This window comes from Chondromyces apiculatus DSM 436, assembly GCF_000601485.1.
GTDB classification, from domain to species: Bacteria; Myxococcota_A; Polyangia; order Polyangiales; family Polyangiaceae; genus Chondromyces; species Chondromyces apiculatus.
The window spans coordinates 54,497-68,983 of record NZ_ASRX01000075.1 but is presented as its reverse complement, the minus strand read 5'-3'; the positions used below and the strand labels follow the sequence as shown (position 1 = coordinate 68,983).

Here is a 14,487-nt window from a genome sequence, read left to right as displayed (position 1 = left end):
CCCCCCGCCGAGCAAAGCTCGTCGGGGCCCCCCACTCCGCGATCCACCCGCGGTTTCCGGTGCGCACTGCCGCTTCGGGCCTGACGCCCGTCGCATCGGGAAGCGGACACTGTCCCCGGCCGCATGTATGAGCGACGTCCGCGGAGCGATCCGAGCGACGTCCGCGGAGCGATCCGAGAGACGACGCGACCACACGACGCCGCAGGCTCCGGTGAGCCTTCCGCAGAGGGCGATGCTCTCCTGCGGTGGGAACTTGTCCGCGCGCTCCCCTCCTGATTACCGTGGACCCGGGTCGCCCTCCACCGGCGCCCGCTCACCCCGCGTCCACCCACCTTGCGCTCGCTCTCTTTACGCCCGCTCCTCGTGCAGCCGCAGAGCCGCCCCCCAAACCCATGGTAGCGCCTGTCCAGCCCGGTGATGTCCTCCTCGGCAAGTACAAGGTCGAGCGTGTGCTCGGCCAGGGAGGCATGGGCGTGGTCGTCGCCGCACGCCACCAGCACCTCGGCGAGCTCTTCGCCGTCAAGTTCCTGCTTCCCGAGGCCCTCAAGGACGAGGAGGCCGTGGGCCGCTTCCTCCGCGAAGCGCGGGCCTCAGCGCGCCTGAAGGGCGAGCACGTCGCCCGCGTCCACGACGTGGGCCGCCTCGACACTGGCGCGCCCTACATGCTCATGGAGCACCTCCAGGGCAGCGACCTCAAGGAGGTCGTGCGCAGCCGCGGCCCGCTCCCGGTCGAGGAGGCCATCGCTTACGTCCTCCAGGCCTGTGACGCCATCGGCGAGGCCCACGCGCTCGGCATCATCCACCGCGACCTCAAGCCGGCGAACATGTTCCTCATCCGCCGCCCCAACGGCATGCCCTGCGTCAAGGTCCTCGACTTCGGCATCTCCAAGCAGATCACCCCCGACAACGTCGACCTCACCCGCACCGGCGCCATGCTGGGCTCCCCGCTCTACATGTCGCCCGAGCAGATGTTCCGCACCAAGCACGTGGACACGCGGAGCGACATCTGGGCCCTCGGCGTGGTGCTCTACGAACTGGTCACGGGCACGCTCCCGTTCCTCGCCCAGACCTTGACCGAGGTGGTGGGCCTCGTGCTCCAGGAGGAGCCCCTCCTGCCCAGCCAGCACCGCCCAGGCCTCCCCCCGGCGCTCGACGCGGTGGTGAGCCGGTGCCTGCAGAAGAAGCCCGAGCACCGCTTCCAGTCGATCGAGGAGCTGATGCAGGCGCTGCGGGCGGTGCTCGGAGGCGTGGTCCCGTGGGACCGCGTCTCGTCGCCGAGCAACCCCTCACTGCAGGGGTACGCCCCGGGGCCTGGGAGCGCGCCGGGGCTCGGGCAGACGCCACCCGGTCATCTCGCGCAGACCCCCCGGCGATCCTGGGCCACACGCCCCAGGGAGGGTTGCCGAGCCAGACGCCCTCCGGGCCGTTCCAGATGCCGGGCGTGGGCCATTCGGCCGGCTCGCTGCCTGGAATCGCGGGAGAGGCCGGGGACCTGCTGGCGTCCCGGAACGTCGCGGCGGGTGGGTCGCGCAAGCTCGCGGTCATTCTCGTCGCGGCGACGGCAGGGCTCGCGCTCGCGGCCGGCGGTATCTGGATGATGCGGCGCGATCCTGAAGCGCCTCTGGCGTCGCCCTCGGCGGAGCTGACGGCAACGGCGCCCCCCACTTCACCCACGACCAGCACCGCGGAGCACGTGCAGGTGGCGCCCGCCGACGACAGCGCAGCGCCCACAGAGTCCACCGGCCGCGCTGTGGACGAGGCGCCCACCGCCCCCAGCCGTGCACCTGTTCCTCGCGCGACGACGGGTACGTCCTCCAAGCCTGATGCGGCTGCGGCGCTTGCGTCGAGCAAACCGAAGACGACACCCTCGCCATTGGCGAGTGCTTTGGCGAGTGCTTCGGCGAGTGCGACGCCGAAGACGTCAAAACCAGCGGCGCCTGCGCCCCCCGCCACGGCCGCGCCCTCGCCTACGCCCACGAAGCGCGGAATCTACTGAACCCATGCGTGCTCTCTGCCCGGAGAACGCTCTCTTAAAGAAGAAAGGCGCCCCTGTCATGCCCGCCCCTCCTCGTCGCACTGCTGCCTCCCTCGCTCTCGCGCTCTCGCTCGGCTTGCTCACGGCCACCTCGGCGCACGCGCAGTCCGCCGACGCGCAGACCGCCGCGACCGCCCAGTCCCTCTACGACCAGGCGTCGGCCGACATGGATGCCGGCCAGTTCGCCAGAGCGTGCCCCAAGCTCGAAGAGGTCACCCGCCTCATCCCCGACGGCCTCGGCGCCAAGCTCACCCTCGCCGAGTGCTACGAGAAGGCCGGCCGCCTCGCGAGCGCCTGGGCCCAGTACACGCTCGTGGAGACGCTCGCCGCCCGCGCTGGCCAGGCGGAGCGCGCGCAGCAGGCCGCCACCACGGCTGCCGCGCTCAAGCCGCGCCTCGCCACCCTCACCGTGGAGGTGCCGGAGGAGGTGCGGTCGGTGACGGGCCTCGCCATCACCCGCGACGGCGTGACGCTCGGGGAGGCGCAGTGGGGCGTCACCCTGCCCATCGACGCGGGCGCCCACACGCTCGTCGCCACCGCGCCAGGCCGGAAGCCCTGGAAGGAGGCCGTGCAGGTGAGCGGGGAGGGCGCGAAGGTCGCGGTGACCGTGAAGCCCCTCCAGGTGGAGGTCGCGGCCCCGGCGCCGGTGCAGGCCCCGCCTCCGCCTGCCGATACGGTCTCCGAGAGGCCCTGGCAACGGCCCGTGGCGCTGGCCGCGATGGGCGTCGGCGTGATCGGCGTCGGCGTCGGCGCAGGGCTCGGGGGGATGGCCATTGCCCGCAACAACGAGAGCAATGACGGCCATTGCGACGTGGAGAACTACTGCAGCCAGGAAGGCGTCGACTTGCGCAATCAGGCCATAGCGTTCGGGACCGGGGCGACCATTGCGATGATCGCGGGAGGCGCCTTGCTCGCTGGCGGTGCCGTGCTGTGGTTCACGGCGCCGACGGCGCCTTCGTCTGCGAAGGAGAAGGTGGCGGGGAAGGGGAGCACCCCCACCAGGGTCGCGGTGACGCCTGGCGGCGTGCTCGTGCAAGGGCGGTGGTGAGACGCGCGCGAAGGACACTGCCCCTCCGCGGATACATCGGTTTTTCGCGAGAGGACCCGTCCCAGAAAGAATCCGCGCGGCTTCAGCATGCCTTTGAACAGGTGAAGCGGCGCTTCATGCGTCCGGATGCGAAACCGTTGCGCAGTCGGGACGTGAACTCCGCGCGGGACGTCGACACAGCTCCGTGCATTCGCTGATTTCCGTCCTCGCACCGCCGATCGCAGCGCCTGCGGGAGGTTGTCTGCGCGCTCCCGTCCAGGATACCGTGGACGCGGGTCGCGCCTCCTGGCGCCTGCCTGCCTTGCTTTTTCCCCAGCGCGCAGCCGCTCCTCAACACCATGGTCGCACCTGTCCAGCCCGGTAATGTCCTGCTCGGCAAGTACCGCATCGAGCACGTGCTCGGTCAGGGGGGCATGGGCGTGGTCGTCGCGGCGCGCCACCAGGACCTCGGCGAGCTGTTCGCCGTCAAGTTCCTCCTCCCCGAAGCCCTCAAGGACGAGGAGGCCGTGGGCCGCTTCCTCCGCGAGGCGCGGGCCTCGGCGCGGCTCAAGGGGGAGCACGTCGCCCGCGTGCACGACGTGGGACGTCTTGAGAACGGGGCGCCCTACATGCTCATGGAGCACCTCTCGGGCAGCGACCTGAAGCAGCTCGTCCGGAGCCGCGGGCCGCTCCCGCCGGGCGAGGCGATCACCTACCTGCTCCAGGCCTGCGACGCCATCGGCGAGGCCCACGCGCTCGGCATCGTCCACCGCGATCTCAAGCCGGCGAACATGTTCCTCGTCCGCCGGCCCAGCGGCGCGCCCTGCGTCAAGGTGCTCGACTTCGGCATCTCCAAGCAGATGACGCCCGACAACGTCGACCTCACCCGCACCGGCGCCATGCTGGGCTCACCGCTCTACATGTCTCCCGAGCAGATGTTCCGCACCAAGCAGGTCGACGCGCGCAGCGACATCTGGGCCCTCGGCGTGGTGCTCTACGAGCTGGTCACGGGCACGGTCCCGTTCCTCTCGGAGACGCTGACGGAGCTGGTAGGGCTCGTGCTCCAGGAGGAGCCGATCTTGCCCAGCCAGCGCCGGCCCGGACTCCCCCCGGCGCTGGACGCGGTGGTGAGCCGCTGCCTGCAGAAGAAGCCCGAGCACCGCTTCCAGTCGATCGAGGAGCTGATGCAGGCCCTGCGCGCGTTGCTCGGGAGCGTGGGCCCCTGGGATCGCGCGTCGTCACCGAGCCATCCCTCGCTGCCCTTCATACCCGCGGGCCTCGGGCAGACGCCGCGGGCGTTCGTGCACACGCCACCGGGAGGATTCGCCCACACGCCAACGGGAGGATTCGCCCACACGCCACCGGGAGGACTCGCCCACACGCCGCCCGGAGGGTTACCGCGTCAGACCTCCTCTGGCGCGTTCCCAATGCCCGGCGCGCCGCCTGCGGGCCCTCCACCTGGCTTCACGGGCAACACCTGGAACCCTGCGGCCTCCCGGAACTCCAGCGGGGGCGGGGCAGGCAAGATCATCGTCGCGGCGCTCGGGGCGGCTGCCAGCCTGATCGTGCTGGCGGCCGTGGGCATCTGGTTCTCGCAGCGCGATCCCGAGGTCGCCCCGGCATCTCCCTCCGCGGCTCCAGCTTCCCTCTCGCCCTCGTCGCCGCCGACCAGCAATGCGGGGCCGCCGCCTGGCGCTCCCCCGATCGCGCCCGCGCCGGGCACCCCGTCCGCCGCCATCGCTGCACCCCCCACAGCGACATCGCGCGCGTCCAGCGGTGCTCCCAGCACGCCGGTGTCTCAGGCGAGCACCTCGCCTACGGCCACGGCCACGGCCACGGCGAAGGGGACCTCATCGACGACGCCCCGGACGACGTCCACGACCTCCGCGTCCAAGCCGAGGCATGGGATCTACTGAGCGATTGCGCGAACCCTGCCGCGCGAGACGTCTCCCGCGGAAGAAAGGAGCTGAGACCATGCCTGTCACGCCTCGTCGTCACCTCGCATCCCTCGCCACCGCGCTCACGTTCGGATTATTCGCGAGCACGCCGGCGCGCGCCCAGCCCGCAATTGCCCAGACCGCCGCGACGGCCGAGTCCCTGTACGACCAGGCCTCCACCGACATGGATGCGGGCAAGTTCGCCAGCGCGTGCCCGAAGCTCGAAGAGGTCACCCGCCTCATCCCGGAGGGCGTCGGCGCCAAGCTCACCCTCGCCGAGTGCTACGAGAAGGCCGGCCGCCTCGCGAGCGCCTGGGCCCAGTACACCCTCATCGAGCCCCTCGCGACCCGCGCAGGGCAGCGGGAGCGCGCGCGCCAGGCGGCCGCGAAGGCCAAGGCCCTGAAGCCACGGATCGCCATGCTCACCGTGGAGGTGCCGGCCGAGGTGCGGTCCATCGACGGCCTGACCGTCACCCGCGACGGCGCGACGCTCTGGGAGGCGCAGTGGGGGATCGCCCTGCCGATCGATCAGGGCACGCACGCCCTGGAGGCCACCGCGCCGGGCCGGAACGCCTGGAAGGAATCGGTGGAGGTGAGCGGGGACGCGGCGAAGGTCACGGTGGAGGTGAAGCCGCTCGCGATGGAGGTCGTCGCGAAGACCCTGGCGCCGCCCCCGCCCGTGGTCACGGCTCCCAGGAGACCCTGGCAGCGCCCTGCCGCGCTCGCGGCGATGGGGGCTGGCATGCTCGGGGTCGGGATCGGCGCGACCCTCGGGAGTCTGGCCATCGCCCGCAACAACGACAGCAATGACGGCCCTTGCGACGCGCAGAACTCCTGCAGTCAGGATGGGCTCGACCTGCGGAGCCAGGCCGTGGGACTCGGGAATGGATCGACCATTGCGTTGTTCGCGGGGGGAGCGCTCCTCGCAGGCGGCGCGGTGCTGTGGTTCATGGCGCCCGCAGCGCCCACGGCGTCGAAGGAGAAGCCCTCGGGCCACCGGGTGACCATGCGGGTCGCGGTGTTGCCTGGCGGGGTGCGGATGCAAGGGGGGTGGTGACATGCCTTCACGAAAGCACGTGTTCCTGGCGGGAATGGCGGGGTTCGTCGCCGCCATGGAGGGCTGCAACCTGATCGCCGGCATCGAGGAAGGAGCGCCGAACGAGGCCACCACCGTCTGCGATGGCGCGCTGGAGGGCACCCCGCTCCCCGACCAGATCGCGGGTGACTGTGCCGAGCTGGTGTGCGACGGCGCAGGCCGCAGCAAGCTCATCCCGCTGGAGAGCGACCCCGTCGACGACGGCGATCCCTGCACCCTCGACGCCTGCGTGGGGACCGCGCCGCAGCACACCCTCCAGGCCGAGGTGCCTTGCTACACGGGTCCCGACGGCACGCGGGACAGAGGGCGGTGCGAGGCAGGCGTGCAGCGCTGCGACGCCGCGGGCAACCCGGTGGGCGGCTGCGAGGGCGAGGTGCTGCCGGCGGCGGAGACGTGCGTGACGCCGGACGACGAGGACTGCGACGGCGAGGCCAACGAGGAGGGTGTGGGGTGCTCCTGCACGCCGGGCACCGTCGTCGCCTGTTACACGGGCCCGGCCGGGACGGCGGATGTGGGCGCGTGCCGGAGCGGGCAGCAGAGCTGCAACCCCGACGGGATCGGCTACAGCCCCTGCGTCGACGAAACGCACCCGGGGAGCGAGACCTGCGACGCCACCGAGGTGGACGAGGACTGCGACGGTCTCGTCAACGAGTCGGGGCCGGACTGCACCTGCGGTGACGGGTTCGTCTCGACGGGCGAGGGCGAGAGCTGCGAAGACAACAACACGACGAGCCTCGACGGGTGCTCCGCCACGTGCGTCAAGGAGGACGTGGTCGCGGTGGCCCTCGGGGAAACGCACTCCTGTGCGCTGCTGCGCGATGGCCGGGTGAAATGCTGGGGGGGAAACGCATATGGTCAGCTCGGGCTCGGATTTTCCTTCAACAATCGCGTGGGCGACCAGGTAGGCGAGATGGGCGCCAACCTGCCGGCGGTGAATCTCGGAACAGGCAAGACTGCGGTCGCCCTTGCTGCTGGGGATAACCACACGTGCGCGGTGCTGAACGATGGCACCCTCAAGTGCTGGGGGGTCAACGACTCTGGCCAGCTCGGGCTCGGAGGCATGACGGCGGTTGGAACCAGTCCCTCACATATGGGTGACAACCTGCCGGCGGTGGCGCTGGGCACGGCCAAGACCGCCGTTGCAGTTTCGGCGGCTGGCGAGCACACGTGCGCGGTGCTGAACGATGGATCCGTGAAGTGCTGGGGCAACAACGACTCTGGCCAGCTCGGGCTGGGTGATACCCTGAGTCGTGGTGGAGATACGGCGCAGATGGGTGACAGCTTGCCCGCGGTGGCGCTGGGAACAGGCCAGTCGGCCATTGCAGTTTCGGCGGCTGGCGGGCACACCTGCGTTCTGCTCAACGGCGGCTCGGTGAAATGCTGGGGCTACAACACCTATGGCCAGCTCGGGCTGGGAAGCCCCGCAAGCCGCGGGACGAGCCCTTCGGACATGGGGAACAACTTGCCGGCGGTGAATCTGGGCACGGGCAAGACGGCCACCCTGGTCTCTGCTGGAAGCCAGTACACCTGCGCGGTGCTGAACGACGGCTCGGTGAAGTGCTGGGGCAACAACGACTATGGCCAGCTCGGCCTGGGCGATACGTTCAATCGCGGAACGGGCTCCACGAGCATGGGTGACAACTTGCCGGTAGTGAATCTGGGCACGGGCAAGACGGCCACCCTGGTCTCTGCTGGAGGTAGGCATACCTGCGCAGTGCTGAACGACAGCACCATCAAGTGCTGGGGTTACAACAGCAGTGTTGGCCAGCTCGGCCTGGGCGACACCGCAAGCCGCGGTACCAGCGCAGCGCAGATGGGCAACAACTTGCCTGCGGTGAACCTGGGCACGAGCGTGTCAGCAACCCTTGTCGACACCTCCGCTGACCACACCTGCGCCCTTCTTGGCGCGGGCAACCTCAAGTGCTGGGGTGCCAGCAACGATGGCCAGCTCGGCCTGGGCGACACGAGCGCGCGCGGCTCCTCCCCGGCCCACATGGGCGACAACCTTCCCACCGTGAAGCTCTACACGGACGCTTTCTAGCGCACGCCCCGCCTCGTCTCCTCGCACCCCGCCTCGTGGCACCCCGCCTCGTGCCATCGCGCACAGGGTGGCGCGAGCAGTCTTTCAGCCTTACCTACACCGAGAGGCCAGGCGTCCGAACCCGCACAGATCGCGGACGCTTGCGGACGCTTGCGGACGCTTGCGGGCGCTCCCGGGCGCTTGCGGGCGCTCCTGGGCGTGCGCAGCCATGTCGGCCGCGACGCGGCCTCGCCTCCACCGGACACAGGCGCAACGACGCGATGCCCACGCAAACAACCAACATCCACACCCTTACCGAGACCTTCACGAGCGGCGGCAAGCCCATCACTGTGGAGTGGCTCAGCGCGCCCGGAGCCGCCCCTCGTCCCGCCGTGATCGTCCTCCACGGCGCCGAGGGCCTCGTCCTCGCGGACGTCTACCGCAGCGCGGCCCGCACGCTCGCGCAGGCCGGGTTTCAGGCCTTCTTCGTCCACTACTTCGACCGCACCGGCAGCGCCCGGGCGAGCTACGGGAGCTTGCTCCAGAGCTTCCCCCTCTGGCAGGAGACGCTCCGGGACGCGCTCACCTGGGTGGGGATGCACGCGGGCGTGGCGCCCGGGCCCATCGGGGTGGTGGGTGTCTCGCTGGGGGCCATCCTCGGGCTCGTCACGGCCAAGGACGAGCCGCGGATCGGCGCCCTGGTCGACTACTTCGGCCCGCTCCCGGACGGCGTGCTCGACGACGCGCGAGCCCTGCCGCCCACGCTGGTGCTGCATGGCGACGCCGATCGCCTGGTGCCGCTGGCGAGCACGAGGAAGCTCGAAGCGCTGCTGAAGCGGCTGGGCACGCCACACGAGGTGGTCATCTACCCGGGAGAGGGGCACGGCTTCTTCGGGGACGCCCAGCGGGACGCCCAGCGGCGCACGGCCGTGTTCCTCGGGCGCCACCTCGCGGCAGGGGCTGCGGAGATGCGCAGCGCCTCCTAGCCACGCGCCAGCGGCTGCGGAGAGGCGCAGCGCCTCCTCACCATGCCTCAGGGGCTGCGGAGAGGCGTGACTTCATGGGGGATGGGTGGCGAGGGGCGCGGGCGCGTGACCTCGTCGCGAGGCGGCGCCCGGCGGGGATCAGGTGCAGGTCGCGTCGCGCGAGGAGTCCCGCGTGCACTGCGACGGATCCGGCGGGTGGTCCTTCATGCACGCGTCCGTGCACTTGAAGTCCCCGCCGAAGCCGCACTTCGACACGCACGCCATGAACTCGCCGGAGCACTTGTAGACCGCCGCGGAGGAGGGGCAGTCGTAGAACGCCTTGTTGATGCAGCACGTGGTCTGCCCGCCCCCCGAGCCTCCCTGCGCGCCGCCGGACGTGCCCCCGGCGCTCGGCTTGCCCGCCCCGCCCGAGGAGCCGCCGGTGGTGGTGACGCTCGTGCTGGCGTTCACGGCGCCGAGGACGTCCGTCGCGGCCGAGAGTGCCCCGAGGAACCCGCCGCCCTTGTCCTCCTTCGCGGCCGGCTTGTTCTGCGCCTCGCGCGCCTCGCGCTCCGCTTCTGCCCGGCGGGCCTCGGCCTGCGCCTTCTCGTTGGCGGTCGCGGTGATGCTCGCCTCGGCGAAGATCTCCTCGCCGAGCTTCATGGCGCTGTCGGTGAGCGCCTGGCGCTTGTTCTCGGGCACCTTCTTCGACACGTCGATGGCCAGCACCACCTTGTCGTCCCCCTTGACCTTGAAGTGGATGGTGACGTCCGGGTTCTGCTGGAACTTGCAGAACTCCTCCGCGCTGCACACCGGCGTGTAGCCGCGCTTCTTCAGCACCGCCTGGAGGGGCGCGATCGTGGAGCCGCTGTCCTCGCCCCCGTAGGCGAGGGGGCGGGTCTGACGGACGCTGCTGCAGGCAGTGGCGAGGGAGATGGCCGCGACGGCCATGAAGAGCAAGGATCGGGATTGCATCGCGTTCTCGTTCACCATCGGTCGATGTGCGGGCGGCCCGTCGCACCAGGGAAGTCGTGGAGGCGGCCGCAGCGCCCCACGCCACGTTAGCCGATCGGGTTCGACGGGCGTCACGCTTCGTACGTCGTCTCCTTGCTACGCGCGCCACGCCCGGCGCTCGCCAGCAGGGCCTGCGCGCAGGGCATCAGGACCTCCTCCATGGCCTCGCGGTGGCACCGCGCCTGCTCCTTCGCGGTGAGCCGGCCATGCGCCCGCCACGCCTGCATGTCGACGACGTCGACGTCGTCGACGTCGTCGACGTCGACCGCACCCGCGGCAGCACCTCCGGCAGCGGCCATCCCTGCCACGTCTTCCCCGGCAGCGGCCATCACCTTCGCGAAGGACGCCGCGAACGCCTCCTCCACGGCGGCCCGCACCGGCTCCCCCCCGCGAACCAGGGCCCACCGCACGAAGGCCCACGCGAGCTCCGCGTGCACGGCCTCGTCCTCCGCGATCTGGGCGAGCGTCCGCCGGACCTCCGGGTCCACCGCCCCTTCGAGCTGCGCGCGCGCCTGCAGCGCTGCCAGGGTCTCGCCCACGCAGCCCTCGTGCACCGCGCTCGCCGCGGCCTCCGCCAGCGTCGGCGTGCGCAGAGAGCCGTCGAGCGCCATGCCTGAAGGCCCGAGCGCCTGCCCCGCATAGCGGCTCGCCAGCGCGAAGCAGCCCTGCGCGTGCCGCACCTCGTCGCCCATCGCCTGCTGCGCCCCGAGCACCAGCGCGGGAGGCGCTCCCAGGGCCAGGAGGTGGAGGGCGAACCGCGCGAACGACGCCACCGAGGCATGCTCCAGGAGCGCGTCCTCCAGCCAGGCTTGCCCGAGGGCCACGCGCGTGGCGTCACCCATGGCGAGCGCCTCGCCCGCGACCGACGCCTGGATCCAGTCGGTGCGCCCGGCGGTGGCGGCTACCCGCGCGGCGCCGTCGACCAGGAAAGGCCGCCCGCAGACGACGAGCCGATCGTACTGGTAACAGCACAGGCCAGCCTGGGGCGCGTTCGTCTCGTCCCAGCTACACCCGGGCAAATCGCCTGCCGTCGGGCAAAGCGCCGGCGTGCTTCCGCCGCCTCCGCCGCCTCCGCCCCCCACCCACGCCGGGGGGGACGAAGCCTCCTTCGTCATTCGGCTCGGCGGCCTTCTCCCAGGCGTCGGCGGGCGTCATGCAGACCCGCTCACCCCGATCCGTGCCCGCGTTCCCGCTGCTGTCAAGCGTCACGTCACGAGGCAGGCGCTCCTGCCCGGCGACATCGAGCGCTCAGGGCATGCGCACCGGGTGTCACCCGGCGAGGACGAGGTGCAACGATCCTTCCTGCACCTCGGCGCCGGCCTGTTGCGTCGCTTCGCGGCTCCTCTCGACCTTCATCACCGTCGCCTCGCGGTCCTGCTCGGTCCGGAGGAACAGCGCGCGCACGAAGTCCCGGCCGAGCATCGCCCGCTCATCGTCGAAGTATCCCTGCGTGGTGAGCTTGCAGAGGCCGCCCACGAAGACCTTCACGTGGATGTGCGGCGCGCGGCGCACGAAGGCGATCCCGTAGTCCCTGGGGCGCACCGTGGTGAACGCGAAGCTCCCCTCGGTGTCGGTGAGGCACGTCCCCATGTAGGCGAAGTTCGGGTCCCGCGGGGCGCGCGACGGCTCGACCAGGTAACGGCCATGCAGGTCGTCGGTCTGCCAGATCTGCACCTCGGCGCCGCGGACGGGGCTCCCTTGCGCGTCGGTCACCTGGCCCTTCAGCACGAAGAGCCTCCCTGACGCCTTGAAGCCACGGGTGAGATCGCTCCCGGTCGCGGCCACCACCGCGTGACCCGGGTAATAAGGCCCCTCGTCCTGCCAGACCGTCACCCCGCGCGCCCCCCTCACCCGATCGCGCACGTTGTGCAGCAAGCCCTCGACGGTCCCCTTCAGCGCATGCATCGCGCCGGTCCAGGGCATCCTCACCTCCGCCCGATCCGTCTCCTGGCTGGTGCCGCGCATCGCTTCCTCCCTGGTCCTGTCCTCTGTGCTCTTCGGGTCAGAGGGCAGGAGATCTAGGCCCAGCAGGGCGCCTCGTCGAGTCTCGGTGGAGGTCGCGTTCCGCAGGAGGAGGACCAGCCGCGGAACCCGCCCCGTGGCGTCCGGCAGCCCCCGGACCGGCAGCGGTCACGCCCGCCGCGGAGGACCACCGGATCGCTCCGGCCGTGGACAGGGGTCCGTCGGAGGCCGACCGGTCTTGTTCCGGCCCGGGAGCGCCTTGGTCGGAAGCCGACCGGCCTTGTTCCTGGGAACAACCTTGGTAAGTCGGAGACCGACCGGCCTTGTTCCTGGGAACAACCTTGGTAAGTCGGAGGCCGACCGGCCTTGTTCCTGGGAACAACCTTGGTAAGTCGGAGGCCGACCAAGGTTGTTCCAGCGCGGAACAGCGCCGGTGGGTGACCGACCAAGGTTGTTCCAGCGCGGGACAGCGCCGGTGGGTGACCGACCAAGGTTGTTCCCGGGAACAACCTTGGTGAGCGGGAGGCCGACCAAGGTTGTTCCCGGGAACAACCTTGGTGGCTGGAGGCCGACCGGTCTTGTTCCAGCGCGGGACAGCGCCGGTGGGCGACCGACCGGCGTTGTTCCAGGCCGACGCAGGCCCGGAGAGGCTGTCGAGGGGGGGATGCCGGCCCGGGAAGCGGGGAAAAGGTGAAGGGGACCGGGAACCGCGAGGCAGACAGGACGGGGGTGGGTGACCGGAGGGCGCTCTCCCGGGGCGGGAGGGCGGACCACGGAGGCCGTTCTCCCTCGTCCCGGGTCCTTAGGTACGGATCACGGTGATGCGGCGGCCGCCGGGGGTGGTGAGGGGGGCGGCGCTGAGGCGTTCGGCGAGGGGGGGGGCGGAGGGGCGGCGGTCGAAGAGCACGAGCCAACCGGTGTCGAGGCCGAGGCTGGCGAGGTAGGTATCGAGCTGCTGCAGACCCTCGGGGAGCGGGTCGGTCTTCTGGTCGGGGCGCCAGACCTTGATCTCGATGGCGAGGGTCTCGTCGTGGGCGCGCACGCAGAGACCCATCCGGCCTCGGCCCATCGCGTACTCCCGGTCGAGGGAGGCTCCGTTCACCACCCGGTGGAGGAAGGCCATCAGCACCAGGTGCGGGGCCACGTCGGGGTAGGGGGCGGCGGCGAGCAACGGATCGCCGTGCTGGCGCCAGAAATCGAGGAAGGCGTGGAGCAGGGCCTCCTTGTCGAGGCGGCCCTCGGGGGTCAGCCAGGTGGCTGGCAGGTGGGGGAGCGACGCGCGGCGGGTGAAGGTCAGCGCGCGGACGATGCTCTCACGGTAGATGGGGTTCGCCACGGTCAGACCTCCCTCGGGGTCCATGCGCACGAGACCGAGATCGAGGGCGTGGCGCACGTCGTCCTCGGCGACGCTCCCGAGCATGCTCCCGGCGAGCATCGGCTCCAGGATCACGCGCACGCGCGGCTCCTCGAGCTTGCTCATCAGGCTGTCGAGGTGGGGGTCGCGGCGGAGGAGCAGGATCTCCTTGGCCTCCTCCACGTGGGCGCGGGTGATGGGCTTCGCCGGATCGGGGCACAGCTCCTCGGTGAGCTGCCGGGCCAGGGCGTTGACGAGCCAGGGCTGACCCTGGGTGAGGTGAAAGGCCCGATCGATGGCCTCGGGCAGGAAGGCTTGCCCGGTCTCGGCGGTGTGCTGGGCGTAGAGCGCGGCCACCTCCTCGCGGGTGAAGTCGCGCAGGGTGATCGACTCGGCCTTGATGCTGAACGGGTGCGCCGCGCCGGGGCGTCCGTCGCTGCTCACGATGCCTCTGACGTCGCGCGCGTCGCGCACGTCGCGCAGCCCGCTGAGGAGGAGGGCGTGCGGGAAGTGGGCGGGGCGCGTCGGGTAGCCGGCGCGGAGCTGGCGCAGGATGGGCAGGAGCACGTCGTCGCGGAGGGCGTCCATGTCGTCGAGGAAGAGGACCAGCGGGCGCGGGGCGGCTTCGGCCCACGCCCGGAGCGCGGCGCTGATGCGGGAACCCGCGGGCGCCTCGGACGCGCTGGGCGCGCTGGGCGCGCTGGGCGCGCTGGTCACGTTGGACCAGGGAGGCGGCTGGAGATCGGGCGGCAGCGAGATGGCCGTGGCGCGGCTCCAGGCGTCGAGGAGGGACAGCTCGGTCGCGCCGAGATCACTGCTGCGGGGGGCGCCGTGATCCAGGGAGAGCAGCGCGGCGACGTGGCTCCCTGTCGCGGTGAGTTCGCGGGCGAGGTGGAGCAACGTCGTCGTCTTGCCGCTCTGCCGCGGGGCGTGCAGGACGGCGTAGTGCTGCTGATCGAGGAGCCGGCGCACCCGGGGCAAGCGGGCGAGGATCGGGAGGGTGTAGTGACGCCCGGGATCGCTGGGGCCTGCCGTGTTGAAGAAGCGGGGCACGGGGAGAGCTTCGGGCGGGCATGG

10 protein-coding genes are annotated in these 14,487 nt (G+C 71.2%); 6 read left to right on the top strand and 4 right to left on the bottom strand.

The features are described 5' to 3' along the window. The first annotated feature begins 392 nt into the window (after positions 1–392). The 6 genes from CAP_RS35305 (at position 393) to CAP_RS35280 (ending at position 9,101) form a co-directional block, all read left to right on the top strand. Entirely contained in the window at positions 393–1,598 is a 1,206-nt protein-coding gene (locus tag CAP_RS35305; RefSeq protein ID WP_052376557.1) for a serine/threonine protein kinase, read from the top strand. A gap of 456 nt (positions 1,599–2,054) precedes the next feature. Continuing rightward, the gene (locus tag CAP_RS35300) at positions 2,055–3,083 is read left to right on the top strand and encodes an outer membrane protein assembly factor BamD (RefSeq protein WP_052376556.1); all 1,029 of its coding nucleotides are present in this window, start codon (positions 2,055–2,057) and stop codon (positions 3,081–3,083) included. Between the two features lie 338 nt (positions 3,084–3,421). Next, positions 3,422–4,978, top strand: a complete 1,557-nt coding sequence (locus CAP_RS35295; RefSeq protein ID WP_044249040.1) for a serine/threonine protein kinase — start codon at positions 3,422–3,424, stop codon at positions 4,976–4,978. A gap of 58 nt (positions 4,979–5,036) precedes the next feature. Then, positions 5,037–6,056 (top strand): outer membrane protein assembly factor BamD, encoded by a 1,020-nt coding sequence (locus tag CAP_RS35290; RefSeq protein WP_052376555.1) that lies wholly within the window; start codon positions 5,037–5,039, stop codon positions 6,054–6,056. A gap of 1 nt (position 6,057) precedes the next feature. Beyond that, positions 6,058–8,136, top strand: coding sequence for an RCC1 domain-containing protein (locus CAP_RS35285; RefSeq protein ID WP_044249038.1), 2,079 nt, complete (start codon positions 6,058–6,060; stop codon positions 8,134–8,136). 260 nt (positions 8,137–8,396) lie between these two features. Continuing rightward, complete coding sequence (locus CAP_RS35280; RefSeq protein ID WP_044249037.1) at positions 8,397–9,101, top strand: dienelactone hydrolase family protein; 705 nt, start codon at positions 8,397–8,399, stop codon at positions 9,099–9,101. A gap of 138 nt (positions 9,102–9,239) precedes the next feature. Here CAP_RS35280 and CAP_RS35275 read toward each other — a convergent pair whose 3' ends face one another. The 4 genes from CAP_RS35275 to CAP_RS35260 form a co-directional block, all read right to left on the bottom strand. Then, positions 9,240–10,055 (bottom strand): hypothetical protein, encoded by an 816-nt coding sequence (locus CAP_RS35275; RefSeq protein ID WP_156041434.1) that lies wholly within the window; start codon positions 10,053–10,055, stop codon positions 9,240–9,242. A 110-nt stretch (positions 10,056–10,165) separates the two neighbouring features. Further along, positions 10,166–11,209 (bottom strand): ferritin-like domain-containing protein, encoded by a 1,044-nt coding sequence (locus CAP_RS35270; protein WP_156041433.1) that lies wholly within the window; start codon positions 11,207–11,209, stop codon positions 10,166–10,168. Positions 11,210–11,363: 154 nt separating this feature from the next. Next, the gene (locus CAP_RS46250) at positions 11,364–12,059 is read right to left on the bottom strand and encodes a dioxygenase family protein (protein WP_052376553.1); all 696 of its coding nucleotides are present in this window, start codon (positions 12,057–12,059) and stop codon (positions 11,364–11,366) included. A gap of 799 nt (positions 12,060–12,858) precedes the next feature. Then, on the bottom strand, positions 12,859–14,463 hold the full coding sequence (locus CAP_RS35260; RefSeq protein ID WP_044249034.1) for an AAA family ATPase: 1,605 nt from the start codon (positions 14,461–14,463) through the stop codon (positions 12,859–12,861). Between the last annotated feature and the right edge of the window lie 24 nt (positions 14,464–14,487).